This is a genomic window from Sporolactobacillus sp. BBK16-2 (genome assembly GCF_059878335.1).
Window position 1 is genome coordinate 1,815,890 of the sequence record NZ_CM187611.1, and the last position, 19,458, is coordinate 1,835,347.

General features: G+C 39.8%; 15 protein-coding genes. 2 read left to right on the top strand and 13 right to left on the bottom strand.

Annotated features, from left to right (window positions below):
* Window positions 1-250 precede the first annotated feature (250 nt).
* Window positions 251-2,428 carry a methyl-accepting chemotaxis protein gene (locus AC6F33_RS09075; RefSeq protein WP_500777014.1) on the bottom strand — a complete coding sequence of 726 codons (2,178 nt, stop codon included), beginning with the start codon at window positions 2,426-2,428 and terminating at the stop codon, window positions 251-253.
* A gap of 268 nt (window positions 2,429-2,696) precedes the next feature.
* Between AC6F33_RS09075 and metA the strand changes: the two genes are divergently transcribed.
* Complete coding sequence (metA, locus tag AC6F33_RS09080) at window positions 2,697-3,605, top strand: homoserine O-acetyltransferase MetA (RefSeq protein ID WP_255748132.1); 909 nt, start codon at window positions 2,697-2,699, stop codon at window positions 3,603-3,605.
* A 197-nt stretch (window positions 3,606-3,802) separates the two neighbouring features.
* Here the strand turns inward: metA and plsX are convergent, their stop codons facing one another.
* The 6 genes from plsX to AC6F33_RS09110 all read right to left on the bottom strand — a co-directional run bounded on the left by plsX (window position 3,803) and on the right by AC6F33_RS09110 (window position 8,838).
* Window positions 3,803-4,816, bottom strand: coding sequence for a phosphate acyltransferase PlsX (plsX, locus tag AC6F33_RS09085; RefSeq protein WP_255748198.1), 1,014 nt, complete (start codon window positions 4,814-4,816; stop codon window positions 3,803-3,805).
* A 144-nt stretch (window positions 4,817-4,960) separates the two neighbouring features.
* Entirely contained in the window at window positions 4,961-5,743 is a 783-nt protein-coding gene (locus tag AC6F33_RS09090; RefSeq protein WP_500777015.1) for a hypothetical protein, read from the bottom strand.
* Window positions 5,740-6,162 carry a permease prefix domain 1-containing protein gene (locus tag AC6F33_RS09095; protein WP_500777016.1) on the bottom strand — a complete coding sequence of 141 codons (423 nt, stop codon included), beginning with the start codon at window positions 6,160-6,162 and terminating at the stop codon, window positions 5,740-5,742. Before AC6F33_RS09095 ends, AC6F33_RS09090 begins: the two co-directional genes overlap by 4 nt.
* Window positions 6,162-6,461, bottom strand: a complete 300-nt coding sequence (locus AC6F33_RS09100; protein ID WP_255748127.1) for a PadR family transcriptional regulator — start codon at window positions 6,459-6,461, stop codon at window positions 6,162-6,164. Before AC6F33_RS09100 ends, AC6F33_RS09095 begins: the two co-directional genes overlap by 1 nt.
* 240 nt (window positions 6,462-6,701) lie before the next feature.
* Window positions 6,702-7,946 carry an ABC transporter permease gene (locus tag AC6F33_RS09105; protein WP_480947333.1) on the bottom strand — a complete coding sequence of 415 codons (1,245 nt, stop codon included), beginning with the start codon at window positions 7,944-7,946 and terminating at the stop codon, window positions 6,702-6,704.
* Window positions 7,939-8,838, bottom strand: coding sequence for an ABC transporter ATP-binding protein (locus tag AC6F33_RS09110; RefSeq protein ID WP_480947332.1), 900 nt, complete (start codon window positions 8,836-8,838; stop codon window positions 7,939-7,941). The genes AC6F33_RS09105 and AC6F33_RS09110 overlap by 8 nt, the downstream gene beginning before the upstream one ends.
* 154 nt (window positions 8,839-8,992) lie before the next feature.
* On the opposite strand from AC6F33_RS09110, the gene AC6F33_RS09115 reads away from it, so the two are divergent.
* Complete coding sequence (locus AC6F33_RS09115) at window positions 8,993-9,418, top strand: DUF2871 domain-containing protein (RefSeq protein ID WP_500777017.1); 426 nt, start codon at window positions 8,993-8,995, stop codon at window positions 9,416-9,418.
* A 97-nt stretch (window positions 9,419-9,515) separates the two neighbouring features.
* On the opposite strand, the gene AC6F33_RS09120 is transcribed toward AC6F33_RS09115, so the two are convergent.
* The 6 genes from AC6F33_RS09120 to glgA form a co-directional block, all read right to left on the bottom strand.
* Window positions 9,516-10,427 carry a branched-chain amino acid transaminase gene (locus tag AC6F33_RS09120; RefSeq protein WP_480948241.1) on the bottom strand — a complete coding sequence of 304 codons (912 nt, stop codon included), beginning with the start codon at window positions 10,425-10,427 and terminating at the stop codon, window positions 9,516-9,518.
* Window positions 10,428-10,674: 247 nt separating this feature from the next.
* The gene (locus AC6F33_RS09125) at window positions 10,675-12,531 is read right to left on the bottom strand and encodes a glycoside hydrolase family 13 protein (RefSeq protein WP_480947330.1); all 1,857 of its coding nucleotides are present in this window, start codon (window positions 12,529-12,531) and stop codon (window positions 10,675-10,677) included.
* A 33-nt stretch (window positions 12,532-12,564) separates the two neighbouring features.
* Entirely contained in the window at window positions 12,565-14,976 is a 2,412-nt protein-coding gene (locus AC6F33_RS09130; RefSeq protein WP_500777018.1) for a glycogen/starch/alpha-glucan phosphorylase, read from the bottom strand.
* Between the two features lie 315 nt (window positions 14,977-15,291).
* On the bottom strand, window positions 15,292-16,530 hold the full coding sequence (glgD, locus tag AC6F33_RS09135; RefSeq protein ID WP_500777019.1) for a glucose-1-phosphate adenylyltransferase subunit GlgD: 1,239 nt from the start codon (window positions 16,528-16,530) through the stop codon (window positions 15,292-15,294).
* On the bottom strand, window positions 16,514-17,662 hold the full coding sequence (locus tag AC6F33_RS09140; protein ID WP_370646017.1) for a glucose-1-phosphate adenylyltransferase: 1,149 nt from the start codon (window positions 17,660-17,662) through the stop codon (window positions 16,514-16,516). The genes glgD and AC6F33_RS09140 overlap by 17 nt, the downstream gene beginning before the upstream one ends.
* 348 nt (window positions 17,663-18,010) lie before the next feature.
* Window positions 18,011-19,438, bottom strand: coding sequence for a glycogen synthase GlgA (gene glgA, locus AC6F33_RS09145; RefSeq protein WP_255748112.1), 1,428 nt, complete (start codon window positions 19,436-19,438; stop codon window positions 18,011-18,013).
* Between the last annotated feature and the right edge of the window lie 20 nt (window positions 19,439-19,458).

A 19,458-nucleotide genomic window follows, 5' to 3' on the forward strand; every position in this document is an offset into this window, starting at 1 on the left:
ATGCGGCTCTTTAAAAACATAATAATTTATTATAAGACTATAGTCATTATCTATGTCATAATATCTGACAATGTATTTGAATAATCTCTTTTTTCTTGCATTTCAAAAAGCTGATTGTACCGATACGTTAACCGCTTTCTTTTAAGGCTGCTAGTAACTTAAAAATATTTGATTAAAAAGTACCATTTTTTCGATAAATGCAATAAATAAAATAAACCAATCAAAAAATGACTGGTTTATTAAAAAAAGCTTATACAGTTTTGAATGAGGTTACCATTTCTTGCAGCTGATTCGATGTATAATCCAAATTATCTGTGATTTGATTCAAGCGACTAATCTCTTCATTTACAGAGCGCAGCTTGTCAATTGATGCCTCGCTGCTTGATGCATCTTGTGCGGTTTTCATTTTAATCTCGTCTGCAGAGCGATTTATTGACTGAACGATTCCATCCAGATCCCTGCTCTCTTTTGTTGTTATTTCCAGCAATTGATCCGTTTTTTTAGAAATGTCGCCAACATTATTTGTAATATTATTAAAAGTTTCGATGGTCGATTTTATTTGCGCTGTCGATTGATTTACTTTATCGTTCGTATTCCTTATATCAATTAGGGTTCGTTTTGTTTCATCTTGAATGTTACGTACGAGATTGCCAACCGATTGTGTCGCTTCTTCAGTTTGTTCGGCCAGTTTTGACACTTCTTTAGCGACAACTGCAAATCCCTTTCCGGCTTCACCGGCACGAGCGGCCTCGATTGCAGCGTTCAGCGCAAGGAGCTGAGTCTGTTCACTAATGTCTTTAATTACGATTACTGCTTTGGTAATCATTTCAGAGTGCGTATGTAATTGATCAATGCGCTTCATTGTTCCGCTCATTTCGTGTTCGAGATCATTTACCAATTCAAGTGCATACGTTGATGCCTTATTTGCTCTGATCGTGTGCTCCTTTGTATCATCGGTATTCGCGCTTACTACATGGATCAGCGATCCCATTTCTTGTATGGAAGCAGAAAGACCGTTAAAATGATCCCGCGCGTTCTGGAACACATTATTTTGCATCTTTGCAGTTGTAATCAGCTCATCTACAGTACTGCCTACAAGATCCATTCCTCCGGCAATACTTTTTGTCATCTTGGAGACTGTTGTCACGACATTTTTCGATGAATTTGCTGATATACCGACACGCTTAATCATCATCATTTGGCTATTGATAAATTTATTGAACCAGCGAGATAATTCGCCAATTTCATCATAAGAATTTTTATCCAGCCTTTTCGTTAAATCGCCTTCTCCTTCAGCAATTTCATGAAGAATGTTTACTGTTTTTTTAATTGGAGAGGTCACCATACGCCTCGTTGAAAGAAGAACCGACAAAATAAGTGCAATCCAAGTGGCTAGCGTACACCAGATTCCGATTTGGAATGAAAGATAAAAACCGATACCATTTAATGCTAGAGCAAGTGCGCTTCCGACTGAAAAATAAAGCGGTATTCTGAAATTTAAACTTTTAAAATCATAAATTTCCGAAATATCCCCTTCGCACATCATCCCCCAGATCTCATTAGAGTGCGGCGGTCGTATCAACGTTCCTTTCCCTCCAACCATGATATGCCGATAATCCGGATATCCCGGCCATGTATCTAAATTATTTCCATTTTCAATTGTATTTTTAACACCAGGATGCAGTTCTTTGGTTTTAGGATCTGTAAAGCGAATCTCGAATTCGGTATGTTTCTCTATTTGAACTTTACCCCATTTTGCTGTGCGAACGCCGTCCTTCAAATTATCGCCAAGCGTAAACGTATCATCTTCAAATCGACTGCGTGAAATCGCTGTTCCCGGGAGTATATCCCGATCGGTTTTCACCATAAAAAGATAGTTGTCTCCAGAATCTTTATAAACATGAGTATCCTCATCTTGAATAACATTGCTCATTCGGTCATTCAAAACGCGTCCCATAAATACCCTTGGGACACCTTTGCCATTAGCAACTGGCAAAGAAAACATTAAGGTCACTTCGTCCGCGAAATGATAATCACTTAAGTCAATATCCAATGTACGTGCGTCCGAATAGGGTCCGTACATAAGTTTTTGATGATCCATCGCTTGTATGTAATTCGGAAGTTCAGCCAATTGCATTCCAAAATGCTTGTCGCAGGTTGTTACGATAACCTTTCCGTTCTCATCAAGGAGCATAAATTCAATAAAGTCATTGCTTTGCGCTATTTGTTTTTTCATTATGTCGATAACTTTCTTGCCACGTTCATCATAACTGTAAGCAATTTGATTAGCATTTTCCAATTCAACCCAGCGGTCACGAAACCAGTCGTCCAACGCTTTTTTTCGTCCTCTGGATATTCCTTCAAACACTTTTTCGGATTCGTTACCAATCTCTCTATTTAACGCATGCATCAGACGCAATTGCAGCATTAAAGACCCTCCCCTGACGAGTATAATATCTTTTTTTCTATCATTTATGATAATATAATAAAATTGAAACTTTACTCTAACTTCATGCGAAGCTTAAATTCTGTATCATTCACCCGCTTCCACAATTTCTGTGCCAAATGGACTATATCTTTATTCTCGACATTCTTCGTCATTTTCTTTAGCACAGATTTTCTCAAACAAACTAGAAGCATTATTTAAAAAAGATTATAATAATAATGCCAAGTATACCATGAGGAGAACTGATGTTATGCCAATAAAAATACCTAAATTGCTTCCTGCGAGGGAGGTTTTGGAAAATGAAAACATCTTCGTCATGGATGAAGATCGAGCAACCACTCAGGACATCCGTCCGCTTAATATATTAATTTTGAATTTAATGCCGGAAAAGGAAATGGAAGAAACTCAGCTGCTTCGCCATCTTGGCAATACGCCGCTTCAAGTTAATATCTCTTTCATGAAAACGGCTTCTCATCAATCAAAAAATACAAGTCATCTTCACCTTGATCAGTTTTACACTGTTTTTGATGAAGTAAGAGAAAAAAAATTCGACGGTATGATCATTACCGGTGCACCTGTAGAACGGCTGCCTTTTACTGAAGTGGATTATTGGGCAGAACTGAAAGAAATTATGCATTGGTCGAAGAGTCACGTCACCTCAACCCTGCATATTTGTTGGGGAGCTCAAGCTGCTTTGTACTATCATTTTGGCATTAATAAAGTGCCATATCTTGAAAAGTTGTCAGGCGTATTCAGCCATTCTCTTTGTGATCCTAAGGAAAAATTGCTGCGTGGATTTGATGATGTTTTTTTTGCACCTCATTCGCGCTACACAGATGTTGATCGCTTAGCACTCGCGAAACATCCGGAAATTCATGTACTTGCACGTTCCGAAGAAGCAGGGCCGTTCATAATGATGGCAAACAAAGGAAAACAGATCATGATCACAGGTCATCTGGAATATGATACGGGAACACTTGCAAAAGAATATCATCGTGATTTAAATAAAAACATGACACCAAATTTGCCAAAGCACTACTTTCCAAATGATAATTCTGAAAAACAACCGATAAATAATTGGCGGTCTCATGCGCATCTTTTATTTTCAAACTGGCTGAACTATTACGTCTACCAAGAAACGCCTTATCAGTGGGATTAGTAACATTAGAAAACTTGACTTCGTCAAGCCTCTGACGAAAACTTAGTTGCGACGGTTATGAATGACCAAGTATCCACGTCGCCAAAGGATATGGCGTTATCCCGGATCATTTATACTATTTTCCTTAAAAATTTGTATACTTACTTATAGTACAAAAAAGCTCGGGCATATGCCCGAGCTTTTTTTGTTTCCTTATATTATGCTTTGCTGTTCATCCAGTCATATTGTTTGTCATGAAAAGTGTGTTCGATTGTACCGACAACATCTTCTTTAATCAAAAGCTGTGCCTGCTTAATCGCAGTATAGACAGCTTCGCTCTTTGCCGCACCATGCACTTTAATGATTGGAGCTGCTAAGCCAAAGAGCAAAGCGCCACCGTATGCTGATGTATCCATGTGCTGCTTTACCGATTTTAATTTACCATACATAAGACCGGTGAGTACTTTGGTATATAAGGAACCGCCTAGTGTTTCCTTAAGCAGTTTCATCAATGACATTGCCGTTCCCTCAATGCTTTTGAGTACCATATTACCGGAAAATCCATCGGCAACAATTACATCCGCCGGACCTTCAAGCAATTCACGCGATTCAACGTTGCCAACAAAGTTTATCGGTGCATTGCTCAATAATTTGTACGCTTCTTTGACTAATTCGTTGCCCTTGCCCGGTTCTTCGCCTATATTCAGCAAACCAATTCTCGGATTGGGCCGATGCATTACTTTCTCAGCGTAGATTGCACCCATAATTGCATACTGCAACATGTTTTCAGGCTTTGTCTCCGCATTGGCACCCACATCGAGGAACAAAAACCCTTTATTTTGATGAATGGTGGGTAAAGTCGGTGCAAGTGCAGGACGATCGATTCCTTTAATGCGGCCGACACCAAATAAACCGGAAGCCATCAAAGCACCGGTATTTCCGGCAGAAATCGCTGCATCGCATCGTTTTTCCCGAACCTCTTGAACAGCCAGTACCATCGACGCTTGTTTTTTTCGCCGAACGGCTTGAACGGGTGCATCCGTACCTTCAATTTTCTCTGTAGTGTGAAGAATCTCAATGCGATCCTGTTTGCCTACCAAATTAACCAGTTTATCCTGATCGCCTACAAGTGTGATCTGCAGTTCAGGGAATTCATTTAGTGCCTTTAACGTCCCTTCAACGATTGCTTCCGGTGCATGATCTCCACCCATAGCATCAATTGCCAACTTCATCATTTATTCTCTCCTTTATAAAAAAAACTTTCCAAGCCAAGCCGTACATGAAAGTTTCTCAATTCATCCTTATCGTTGTTTGATTCTCGATTCACTGTATCACTTAATACGTATTCTGTCCAAACTATGTTTCAAAAAAAGTGTTTATGTTTCAATCTGTTTTCCTTTTGCCGGACATTTCACGAAATAATATACAGAAAGCGGCCACCAGAAAATAACAAATGCGGGATAAACAGCCCATAATTGATTTGGAGATAGAAGTGTGTTGATGGCTGAAAAATAAATGATAGTCATTGATGCGCCGAGAACAGCATATTGAAAAGGCTTTTTGGCTAAAAAGACACTGAGTGGCCACCAAAGGACAGCAAAAATTGGATGAATAGCCCAAAAAATTTCGAGTGTTGTGATCAGATTCAATGTGAAAAAAAATAAAATGATCCAACCTGCACCAAGGACACTGAATATGCGCACTTTTTTCCCAAAAGTCATGCTCATTGGCCACCAGACAAGCCCAAAAATTATAAAAATACTCCAAAAAAACCTTGGTTCAAAGAATAGGTTAAGCATCACATAAAAAATAATAACAGAAAAACTGATGATATAAGATGCGGTCCTTGTCCAAGCTGTCCGACCTAAGCTAACAAGTATGGGAAACGCCACAGACAGCGGAATGATAAAGACATACCAGAGATATTGTGGTGTCTCAATTAAATTCTGGATCGTGCAAGCAGCCAAGAACAATAGGGAAACAATAAACGCTCCAATTTTTTTATTTTCAATGAACAGCCAGATTAGCGGGCAAAACAGTGATGCCAATGGATAGATCGCCCAGAAATGTCCCACATCTGTGAAGATATTGACCAAAAGTAAAAATACACCAGTCATAATGCAACCAGAGGCAACGAATCCTTGCAAATCTTTCCTCATGGTCTGTTCTCCAGTTTCTTGCGATGAAGATGATAAAACATCGCCAGCGGCCACCAGGCAATGCCAAACGAAGGGTAAATGAACCAGATAATATGCGGTGTATAGTAAAAATTTACAAAAACAACCAATGCAATGATAAGAAAGCTTCCCCATAAGGAAAAACCAAAATTTAGGCGTGCTAATTCTTGTTTACGATTTTGTGGAGTTTGTGGCAAATCCATTTCACGTTTAATTTCTTCAATATCACCAAATTCGACCATTACTTTATTGATAGCATCTTCCTCGGTTTTGCCGTCCTCAATTAAATCCGACACTTTTTCTTCCAAGTCGCAGAGAATTTCTTCTTTAACTTTTTCTGTTTCTACTCCTTCCGTCATGTCTTCAAATAATTTATTCGTGTATGCAGTCAAGCGTTTCATCAATCAATCTCCTCCATAAATAAATTAACAATTTCTTTAACCTCGCGCCATTCATCAACCATTTCACGAAAATATGCCTTTCCCAATGTTGTAATGCGATAATACTTTCGTTTTCCTCCATGAGATCGTTCTCCATAATAGGACTCAATCAACTGTTTTTTTTCGAGTCTTTGGAAGATGGCATAAAGCGTGGCTTCCTTAATTTCAAATCTTCCATCTGTTTTCTTACTAATTTTCTTGGATAATTCGTAACCATATGAATCCTCATCCTTGAGCAACCGAAGGATAATTGAATCCAAATGTCCTCTTAGAATATCGCTTCGAATAGTATCACCTCATCTCAGTCTGAATTACTCCATCTGATAAAGTAATAATAGTGCCAACTACTCTATCTGTCAAAGTAATTTTCCGCTTAAAAACTGACATGAACCATTGACTTAATGGTATTGAACCACTTTCGGTAAATGTGTTTGCTATTCTCAAAGAAAAAAGACCGAAAGCATACTCCTTCCGATCTGCCTTCAGTCTCTTTGTGCTGTTTATTTGGAAAGCTGAATTGCCTGTTTGATTTTCTTGATGAACGAACCGTTTGTGTACGTGAGCACTGACCCACGATAGAAACGCAAACTGAAAATAAAGAGTCCGACAATGGTTAAACCAAGAAGCACCAATGAAAGGAAACCTTGCCATAAGCTCATGTCTGTTGCACCAATACGCATGGGCATAATCATTGATGCGGTAAAAGGAATAAAAGAGAAAATTTTGATCAGCAAAGTATCCGGATTGCTCATTCCGCTGATCGCAATAAAGAATCCGACCATGAGCACCATCGTTACCGGCATAACCGCTTGACCTACATCCTGTACTTTGTTAACGAGTGATCCGAGCACAGCTCCTAACAGCGTGTAAAGAACGCACGCAAAGAAAAAGAAGAGAATAGCGAAAACAGTATAGCCTGCGGTGAGCGATGAAAATAAATCACTAATCAGGTGCCAGTACTTTCCGGATTGAAGGACGCGGGCCATGATTAAAGCTGCTCCGATTAGAACAGTGAATTGAGTCATTGCAAGGGCTAATACCCCGCAGACTCGAGAGAGCAAATGCACAATAGGCGACGTACTGGAAATAATGATTTCCATAATCCTTGAATCTTTTTCGGCAGCAATTTCAGATGAAATAATCGACAGATAGGAGAGAACAAATAAATAGATAATCAACGCGACTGCATACGAAACAATGGTAGCAGTCGTTTTTTGCTGGCTGCTCTTCCCCTTATCCGCGGTAGGAGAAATCACTTTTTGATTCAGGTTTGTTTTTTGATCGATGATCCGCTGTGCCTGATCCGCAGTCAATTTAAGTTGTTGAATGGTAAACAGCTGACCTGCAGACCGTACCTGTTCCTCAAGCATTTGCTGGGTATTTAATTCGAAAGGTTTCTTTGTTCGAAGCTGAGCGTCTAATTGGCTCCCTGATTTTAACGATAAAATAAGCAGTGCATCTACTTTGCCCGTCACTACTCGATGTTCTTCTTGCTTTACACTTTGCTTTGCCGGTTTAAAGATGATTTTTTTATTGTTCTTAAAATAGGAAATTGCGCTGCCCTTTGTCTGATCAGCGACTGTAATTGTCACTGGTTTTTCGTTTGAAGAAAACCACCCGCTAATTGTCGGCCACATAAAAAAGGCAGTGATCCCTAAGAGCATAATTAGTGTCGTGATGTAAAAGGACTTGGTTTTCAATTTACTAATGTATGATTGTTCAAACAGCAGCAGAAATTTAGACAAGTGTGCTCGCCACCTTTCGTTTAAAGAGCTCTTCAAGTGACAAATAGTCTAAACTGAACCGCTCGATGAACCCATCTGTGGTAAGCATCTGAAAGATCGGCCGTGCGTCGTTTTCGTGGGATAAAAGCAACCGATACATGTCTTTGTCTTTCGCAACGGAAACGACTCCTGGAATTTTCGAAAGCTCCATCTCATCAAACGGTCCACGAATGGTTAAATTAATTTTGCCAAACTGTTTCTTTAAATCAATTATTGCTCCTGTGAACAAGGATTTTCCTCTTTTCAGCAGGCAGATGTGATCGCATAGCTCTTCCACATGATCCATTCTATGGCTGGAAAAAATGATCACGGTTCCCTGCTTCTTGAGCGAAACAATAGCATCCTTAAGCAAACCGGCGTTAACCGGATCAAGTCCGCTAAAAGGTTCATCTAGAATAAGTAACCGCGGTTTGTGAATCAAACTCGCAATCAATTGCACCTTTTGTTGATTACCCTTGGAAAGTGTTTCTGTCAGTACCTTTCTTTTGTCAGACAAATAGAAACGTTCCAGCCAATCATCAATCTCCGCTTTCAATGCAGCCTTTGAGCATCCGCGCAACCGACCAAAAAACATGAGCTGATCTTCGACCGGCATTTTAGGATACAAACCGCGTTCTTCCGGGAGATAGCCAATCATATCACGATTCAATGTGTGAACCGATGCATCAGCCCACTTGATCGTTCCAGAAGAAGGAGCTAGTAAATTCAAAATCATGCGGAATGTCGTTGTCTTCCCCGCACCGTTTTGACCAATCAAGCCAAATATTTCACCTTGCTCTGCGACAAAATTAAGATTATCAACAGCATGAAAATCTTGAAATCGTTTCGTCAAGTGTTCAATGGTTAAAGTCATCGTTTCCCTCGCTTTTCTCGATAGTTTTCCGATTCCTCACTTGCTTCCCGATGTAATTGTAACAAGAGCAGTACAAGCAGCGCAAATCTCTATCCATTTCTCTTGATCACGATATAATAATAGAGAATGATACATAAGACGGGAGATTCTGTTCATGAAAAAATTATACAATGCAGCACTTATTTACATGATCATGGGGCTTGTTTCAGGTATTTACTATCGTGAACTGACGAAAGCCCTTCATTTTCAAGGGGACTCTATGCTTTCAATTTTGCATACCCATTTGCTCATTCTCGGCATGTTTTTCTTTTTAATTCTTATTGCTTTGGATAAACAGTTTTCTATCACCCATAACAAACGGTTTTCATTGTTTTTTTGGACATACAATGTCGGCGTTGTTTGGACCATCGCTGTCATGGCTGTTCATGGAACACGAGATGTTCTCAGTGCTCCGTCCGGTGCAGCTATCGCCGGAATGGCGGGAATGGGACATATTGTGTTGACGATCGGTCTAATCCTATTTTTTATCATTCTCAAAGATGCTCTTTTTCCCAATAAAAGATTCAAAAAAAAGAGGTAAGATTAAGACGATAAACTCAGACTGTTCATGCCTGAGTTTATCGTCTCTTTCATTTCCTCTCTTTTTCGTTACTTTCTATCCGCAAGAGATGATTTGATTATTTATCGTAAACTGGTGTGCAGGATTCGGCATATTTCGGATTCTTGCCAACAGTTAAACCAAAAAACAGTTGCTTGATTTGTTTACAGACTTCGCCTTCATGTCCGGTTCCGATTGTACGGTGGTCGACTTCAACAATAGGAGTGACTTCCATCGCAGTCCCGCTGAAGAATACTTCATCCGCAACATAGAGTTCAGATCTTGAGATGCTGCGTTCTACTACTTCAAGTCCCAAATCTTCTTTTGCGAGTTTCATAACGAGTTCACGAGTGATGCCCTCGAGAATATTATCGGAAGTCGGCGGAGTAATCAGCTTACCTTTACGGAACATAAAGATATTTTCGCCGGAGCCTTCACAAACATGATCGCCGTCAGTGAGAAAAATAGCTTCGTCAAAACCGGCACGTTTTGTTTCCAGTGCGGCCAGTGCTGAGTTCATATAGGCTGCAGTTGCTTTCGTACGCGGCGGAAGCTGATTGTTTGAGATTCTCTTCCAAGAAGTGACCCCGACACTCAGTTCCGACTTGCCGGCGTATTTATTTAGCGGTTGCGTATAAATAACAACCTTTACATCTTTTACATCCAGCGTTGGTCCAATATCAAGCGCGTCATTATAAACAATCGGGCGAAGATATGTAGTGGTCCGACAGTTATTCGCTTTCAGAAGTTCAACCGTCCCTTTGATAAGATCATCAACGGACAGATCAAAATCCAAATTAACCGTCTTAGCAGATTCCTTGAGCCTTTCATAGTGTTCTTTAAGTTTGAACCCGTAAAGCTGCTGTGCATCGTCATCCCAATAAGCGCGAATGCCTTCAAAGACGCCTAAGCCATAATTAAATGCTTTACTGCGGACGCTGATCTTTACATCGTCCTCTTTAACAATTTTACCTTGATAATACGCATACACTTCTGACAATGTAAACTCCTCCTTGTGTTTCTGATATTAGCAGAAATTTCAGTCGACTTTTTGTCGGCTGTTCCAGGTTTTATATTAGTTCTACTCAATTTCTGCCTTTATTTGTGTACGTATATAATAACATAAATCGTCAGAAATATTTTCTAAAATGAACTATTTTAAAGAAAAAAATGGCGAATGGTCAATATTCAGTACAGTCCTATATTTAATTGAACGGAATAAATAGATTGAACTCAAATTAATTTTGATTCCTTTGATAAATCAAGAACGATTGAGCATTTACCTTTTTCTCTGTTTGAAGGATCATTTTTAGACAATGATGAATCAGCTCACCTCTCGTCTCGTCAATCAACTGATCGAGGTTCAAAACAATAGATTCTAAAGTAGGATTTACCAGGAGAAGTGTATATTTGTCTTTTGATTGGATGCGCAAGCAACCAAAGATCAATCCAACTGAGAAAGAGTAGAAATCTCCGATTTGAAGATTTACATCCGTACGACGTACCTTAATTGCTTCTCGAAACATGGCTAAAATGTTCTGATTTTCTCTGCCCCAAGGATAAAAGCGACGATTATCCGGATCTGTGCCTCCAATAACACCGGCCTCGTCACCATAGTAAATGCAAGGAACACCAGGCAGCACCATTAGCAGCCAAATTGCAAGTCTCATTTTTCTTTCATTTTCACTTAACTGGGTAAAAATACGCTCTGTATCGTGAGTACCTATATTATTCATATTTGCAAGTAAAGCATCCGGAGGATAATTAGATTTGATCGTAAAACTCATCCTGGCTGCTTGTCGTGCATTTATTTTTCTATTGATTAAGTCAATAATCAACGTGCGGAAGGGATAGTTCATGACACCATGAAGCATGCCGCCATTAAGATAATGCCGCCTCTTTCCATAAGAAATTTTATTTGATGCGTCTTCCCAAACCTCGCCAATTAATACTTTGCCGTTATCTTTTTCATCATGTCGATCGACTGCTTTGCGAATACCTGCAATAAATTCGTCGCTCAACTCATCAGCCACATCAAGCCGCCATCCCCCGATGCCGGCAGCAGTCCATGTGTCAACGACACTATTATCGGAACCAAAAATAAAATCTTGATAGGATTTTTTCTCTTTGTTCACCGTCGGCAGATCTGCTATATTCCACCAACACTCATAGTGATCGTGATCCCCATGGAAAGTGAACCAATCATGATACTTGGATGACAGGTCCTGATAAGCACCACTGTTACCATAGTGACCAAAGCGATTAAAATAGTTGCTGTCGGCACCGACATGATTAAATACGCCGTCGAGAATGATACGAATACCCATACGCCGTGCTTTAGCAATTAATTTATCAAAGGTTTTTCGATCACCGAACATTGAATCGATCTGAAGATAGTTTGCGGTATCATATTTATGATTGCTGCTCGCCTCAAAAATCGGACTGAGATAGAGAATTGTTACACCTAATTTTTTCAAGTCATTTAATTTATCTATAATTCCAATCAAATTTCCACCGTAAAAATCCCACCGAACAATGTCACCGTTTTTATCGCGAATATAATAAGGCAAATCCTCTGTTGTTGCATAAATAAATGTATTTTTTTTCGGATGCAAGACGCGCTGGTACCGATCACCATTAAAGAATCGATCGACAAAAATATGATAGATGACACCGTGAACATACCAGTCTGGTGCAGGGTCACGATGATCAAAACAGGTAATTTGGTACTGCTCAATTTGAGCAGGATCTGTAACGACGCGACCTTCTCCTCCATAATTATCAACTTCTTTTCCAAAAAACACAGTTATTTCACGCTGATCCTCCAAATAAGAAATTTGAAAATGGTAGAAATAGAGTCCAGCTTTTCCTTCAGTTGTAAATTTTAAATAGTACATTGAATCATTTTCAGAAGATCTGGCCATATGCTGCACTTGAGTCTGCTCACCGTCTTTTTGAATCATTAAATCAACTTTGGTGATATTACTGCCGATTGCGCGAATTGAGAAATAGATCGCACTGCCGATTCTAACCGCTCCGAACGGTCTTCTGAATGACTCTGACCATGAGTTAAAATATACATTTGGAATGCCCATAAGCAACTCCTTCTTCCTCGTTCCTTACATGACTTAGATTGGATGAACCTTTGACGACACATCCCAAATCTGGCTGGCATATTGCTGTACCGTATAGTCTGATGAGAAAATACCGGCACCGGCAATATTAATGAGTGCCATTCTCTGCCATTTGAGCGTGTCACGATAAAGTCGATCAATTCGTTCTTGCGCAGCAACATAGGAGTCAAAATCTCTTAAAACGAAATATTCATCCCCATATTGAACCAACGAATCAAAGATTGAGTGCCCTTCTGCCTCTGCCCCCGGTATTGTGCCGTCAATGAGTGCATCAAGTATACGGTGAAGGACTGGATTGTGTTCATAGTAATTTCGCGAATGATAGGAGCCGTCTTGATAATACTGATAGACTTCCTCCTCGCGCAATCCGAAAATCACGATATTCTGATCACCAACGCGGTCCCTGATTTCAACATTGGCACCGTCAAGCGTAGCCAGTGTGATGGCTCCGTTCAACATGAGCTTCATATTGCTTGTTCCCGAAGCCTCCTTTGATGCTAGAGAGATCTGCTCACTTACATCTGCCGCAGGTATAATTTTCTCAGCGAGTGAGACCCCATAATTCTCAACAAAAACAATTTTTATTTTGTTCTCAATCTCGGGATCCTGATTAATAAGATCGGCAACCGAATTAATAAGCTTGATGATTTGTTTTGCGTACGTATAACTTGGTGCTGCTTTTGCACCAAAAATAAAAACACGCGGCTGAATGTCAGCCTGCGGATCGTCCTTGATTTTAAAATATAGGCTCAGAATATGCAGTAAATTAAGCAATTGCCTTTTATATGCATGTAATCTCTTAATCTGGACGTCAAAAATAGCATCCGTATTTATTTTCAGATGCATTGCTTTATCGACATACTCAGCAAAGCGTTCTTTATTCAATCGCTTGATTTGTGCCAATTCAAGTAAGGTACCCTTATCATCACGAAATGCTTTTAACATATTCAATTCAGTAGGTGTTGTTTCCCATTCATTGCCGATTTTTCGCCGAATCAGATCTCTAAGCGGTTCATTCGCAAGCATTAACCAGCGCCGTTGCGTGATCCCGTTGGTCTTGTTGTTAAACTTGGACGGATAGATCAAAAAGAAATCGTGAAGCACTTTCTCTTTAAGAATTGTTGTGTGAAGCTGTGCCACACCATTGATGCTGTGACTTCCAATGATCGCCAGATGTGCCATCTTAACATTTCCGCCTTCGATAATACGTGTCCTTTCAACAATAGCAGGTTCAAATAATGTACTCATTTTCATGGTGAATCGCCGATCAATTTCTTGAATAATTTGATCGATGCGAGGCAAAAGTGAACGCATCATATCGATCGGCCATTTTTCCAATGCTTCGGACATAATTGTATGATTTGTGTAGCTCATCACATTGATCGTCACATTCCAGGCGTGATCCCAGTCCATGTGCTCTTCATCAAGCAAAAGACGCATCAACTCAGGAACGCAGAGCGCAGGATGTGTATCATTTATATGAATCGCTACTTTTTCTGCAAGGTGATTCATGTGCAGATGCATTTTCTTATAATGACGAAGGATACTTTGTATGCCTGCAGAAACAAAAAAATACTCTTGTTTTAGTCGAAGCAAACGTCCTTCATAGTTCGAATCATCAGGGTAAAGCACTTCCGAGATGCTTTCGATTTGATCCCGTTGATGAATATACGACCAATAATCGGTGATATCATCCTTGGGAGGAACCTCTGCCGACCAAAGGCGCAAGGTATTAACAGTACTATTATTGTATCCGATCACCGCACTGTCATAAGGAACAGCCAAGACTTCTTGAGTATCTGAATAATGCGGTTCAAGAACGCCTTCTGCATTTTGTTCGAGCCATACTTTCCCGTAAAAACGCACGGTTACCGCAGCATGCATTTTTCGTGTTTCCCAAACATTTCCGTTTTGAAGCCAATTTTCCGGGAGTTCAACCTGATAACCATTAACAAATTTCTGTTCAAATAAACCATATTTAAAGCGAATGCCATTTCCATGTGCGGGAATTTCGCTTGTTGCCATCGAATCGATGAAACAAGCGGCTAAGCGGCCAAGCCCTCCATTACCAAGTCCGGGATCAGGCTCAACAGTTATAAGATGCTCGAGATCAATCCCAAGATCTTGCAAACCGTTCCGAACTGTATCCAGAATGCCTAAATTGAGTAGATTACTTTTCAGCATACGTCCGAGGAGAAATTCCATCGAAAAGTAATAGGCTTGTTTCTTTTGCTTTTCAATGTATTGCTGATTTGTACGGCTCCAATTCTTTGATAAATACGAACGCAGCACGTTTCCTAATGTAAAAAACTGTTCTGTTGATTCAGATTCCTTGATATCCATTGAATAAACTTCAGTCAGCATTTTTTTAAAATCTTCTTTAAATTTTCGTTTTGATAGATCCATATCTTGACCATCCTTAGTTCATCTTTAGTAAGACCTGCTACATTAGAAAAAAAGCAATCAAAAACAGCCGTGAATTTGCCTGAACAAGCAGCACTGATTGTAAACAAACAATCATTTCTATTACATACAACTGCTTATTCTGTCCGGCTGTTTCAGAATGCAACTATCTTGGATGACTGACGGACGCGGCTTTTTATTTCTGCTATTAACCTATCATTCCCGGAAACAACAGACTTTAAAAGCCGCTGTAAAATTTATTTGATAAAGCATTTGAATCTGCCAATTTTTTACGAAGGAAAGTGCATAAGAAACCTATTATTTGCGTGAAAAAAGCGTCTCAATATTTGGTGTATTAATCGTGTTCTCTTGATTTTTCAACGGTGCAGTATCTGTAGTTAGCCCCTCGGCAATTCTGCTGATTACTGAATTCTTTTCAATGACAATGGGTTTATTCTTCGTTCCAACCAATTTCGTGTTCGGCTCAATTCGAACTTGTTTATCTAAGATTACATAGTGCAGTTCTGCCCCGCTGCCGATTGAACTGCCTTGCATTATAATCGAGCTGTTCACAACGGTATTCTTCTCAATAGTCACATTGCGAAAGATCACTGAATGCGAAACTTCACCATGAATCATGCAACCATTAGCAATCAATGAATCTTCCACGTCGGAGGATCGGGAATAGTAGGTTGGTGCCTCATTCTTCACTTTTGTATGAATACTTTGACTGCCCTTCAGCAGTGCTGTCATATTCCGATCCTCAAGCATATCCATATTTGCTTGATAATAAGCTTCAACAGAATCTATATTTTTTAAATATCCGGTGTATTCAAAGCCGTTGGATGGCAGATTAACGATCGCTTGATGAAGAACATCGTTTAAATTACAATGTTCACTTTCAGCAACTGCATTGCGGATCAGCTTTGTTAATAATTCTGTTTTTAAAATATAGATATCCATATTAATAAATAATTGGCCCATATTTTCGCTCATACTGCATGATCTGAGACCGCGCACATGACCATCCTCGTCTATTGTCAGACATGATTCATTTTTGTCCTCATTATTCTGAACCTCAGTTGACTTATAGACCACCGTTATTTCCGCACCTTGTTCAATATGATGGCGCAATACTGCTTTGACATCAATATTGCAAAGCATTCGCGTTCCCATAATAACTGTATATTCAGATTCGGATTTGTCGAAGAAGGCTATATTATTAAAATAATTGAAGATATCTCCTTCATGACTGACTCCATTACGGCCACCATCCGCACCTGGATCAGAAAAGAAAAACAACCCGCCGTGCAAACTATCTAGTCCCCATTCCTTGCCACTGCGTACATGATCGTAAATTGAGCGCAAATTATCATGGGTAAAAACACCGATGGTCTCAACACCGGCTGTGGTTAAATTCGTCAAGGGTAAATCAATCAGCCTATATCTGCTGCAGAAAGGCAGGCTGGCAATCGGACGATGACGCGTCAATGGATACGTCGCCAGCCTCGATTCTGTCAAATTGAGAATCCCGCACATTTTATTCCGCCTCATCATTAAGCCCCCCTACAATTTCATTGTAACCAACCACTTCAATTGACTGGTCCCCGACTATCTGAGCATTATTTGCAAATACAGCATGCTCACCGACGATCGCATGATCAATGGTCACATTTTTTCCAATCACTGTATTTGCCATGACAATAGAGTCTTTAATGACACTATTAGCCCCTATTTTCACATTTTGTGAGATAATGGAGTGATTAATTTCGCCACTGATGTAACAGCCGTCAACGATCAGTGATTCCTTAACTTTTGCTCCGGATGCAAGATAATGCGGAGGGGCAACCGGATTCTTTGAATAGATACGCCAGCTTTTATCGCGAATGTTTAACTCGTGATCAGGATTAATGAATGCCATGTTCGCTTCCCATAGGCTTTCAATGGTACCAACGTCTTTCCAATATCCATTGAATGAATAAGCAAATACGTTCTCTCCATTGGCAAGAAAGGAAGGGATCACATTTTTTCCAAAATCGTCCATATTTTGACCCGTTGCATGACTTTCTACCAAGTAGCGGCGTAGGACTTCCCAAGTAAAAATATAAATACCCATTGATGCCAAATTGCTTTTCGGCTTAGCCGGTTTTTCTTCAAAATCTATAATTCGATCTGTATTATCAGTATTCATGATTCCAAATCGCGATGCATCAGTAAGTGGTACATGAATAACAGCTACGGTTGCTGATGCTTTCTTCCGTTTATGAAAATGAAGCATATGCTCATAATCCATTTTGTATATATGATCTCCGGATAGGATCAATAAGTAAGTCGGATTATGGCTGTCGATATAACTAATGTTTTGATAAATCGCGTGAGCAGTCCCCTCGAACCATTTTTCACCGTCGAGGCTGGAATGGGGCTGCAAAATGGTCACACCGCCGTCCTTATGATCAAGGCCCCAATGCGAACCGTTGCCTATGTGACTGTTTAGTTCGAGCGGCTGATACTGGGTGACAACACCAATCGTTCGGATACCTGAATTGGAACAATTGCTTAAAGAAAAATCAATAATTCGATATTTACCGCCAAAAGGCACCGCTGGTTTTGCAATGGTTCGTGTAAGTTTTCCTAAGCGGGATCCTTGACCACCTGCCAAAATCATTGCAATCATTTCATTTTTCATCATTCTGGAAAAAGAATGGCGAGACCACCCTCTTCCGCACACCTCCTTTACTCACTAAAGTTCCATTAATACATCATATGAAGGGTAACTTAAAAACATATGCAGAAAGTTATTTTGAAATAAAAAATGATCTTTGACCGGCACAATCGCGTAAACGTTTACACTTGTTTTTTTGCAGCGAAACGTAACCGTAAGAATTTTGGAAGTTTTTTCAATAAACACCTGAAAAATGCAAATTGTGTCTGAAGTCAGTAGCATTGTATTTCTAAAACTATTATATAACAGATTTAAGAAATTGAGATCTAATTTGTTGATAAAGTTCTGAATTTTTACAGAATCTAAAAACAATTTTTATTTTGTGAGCTTTTGATACAACTGAATATATTCCTTTGCTGATTGCGACCACCCGAAATCTAAATGCATTGCTCGATTTACCAATTGATGAAATTTTAGTTGCTGATCTTTGAAAAGCCGAACAGCACGTTCGACCGTATACAACATGTCGTGTGCATTGTAATTCGTGAAACTAAAGCCGTTTCCCTCACCAGTGAATTCATTATAAGGAAGAACCGTATCTTTCAGACCTCCTGTTTCTCTTACAATAGGAAGACTGCCGTAACGCATAGCAAGCAGCTGACCAATGCCGCATGGTTCAAAGTTTGAGGGCATCAGAAATAGATCAGACCCTGCATAAATTTTACGCGCCAGTCCGTCGTCAAAAAAGATATTTGAAGAAACTGTATCCGGATATTGTTCGGCTAACCATCGGAATGCGTCTTCATCTCCTCGTTCTCCGGTACCAAGCAAAACAAATTGAACGTCAAGTTGCATGATTTCGTGAAATACACGAAGTACAAGATCAATTCCCTTTTGTCCAGTCAGCCTCGTGATCATCGCAATCATAGGTATCTCCGAATCAACATTGAGGTTGAGCCGCTTTTGAAGTTCTGTTTTGTTCGCTCGCTTTCCCTCAGCCTCATCGTAGTTAGCAAATAACTGTTTATCAGTTTCAGGATTATAGCTCTCATGATCAATACCATTCACGATCCCCCGAAGCTTGCCGCTCCTCCAGCGAAGAAATCCATCGAGTTTTTCTCCATAATATGGCATCTGAATTTCACGTGCATACGTACGGCTGACGGTTGTCAGAAAATCTGAATAAGCCAATCCTGCTTTCATGTAGCTTACATGATCATAAAATTCGAGTCCGTCTTTATGAAAATATGAAAAATCAAGATCGAGAAGATCACTTAATACCGATTTTGAAAATACGCCTTGATAACGCAGATTGTGAATGGTAAACACAGTGCGAATATCCTTGTAGAACATTTGATTTCTAAAATGAGCATCTAATAAAACACTTACTGGACCTGTTTGCCAATCATGACAGTGAATCACATCCGGTTTATCGAATAGATGCGGAAGAATTTCCAAAACAGCACGAGAGAAGAAAGCAAAACGCTCTCCATCATCATCGTATCCATAGCAGCCCGAACGTCCAAAATAATACTCATTATCCAAAAAGTAATAATGGATTCCTGATTGTTCGAGGTGGAAAATTCCGCAATACTGATTTCTCCATCCAACCGGAATAAAGATATATTTCATGTAAGTCATTTGTTTCAGATAAACAGGATTTAGATCTTGATATTTAGGAAGAACAACACTGACTTGGACATCCTCTTTCTTTAACGCTTTCGGCAATGCACCGACTACATCCCCCAATCCCCCTGTCTTAATGAACGGAACACATTCAGATGCGGCAAACAGTACATTCATCCTTCTCTCTCCTTTTTCAC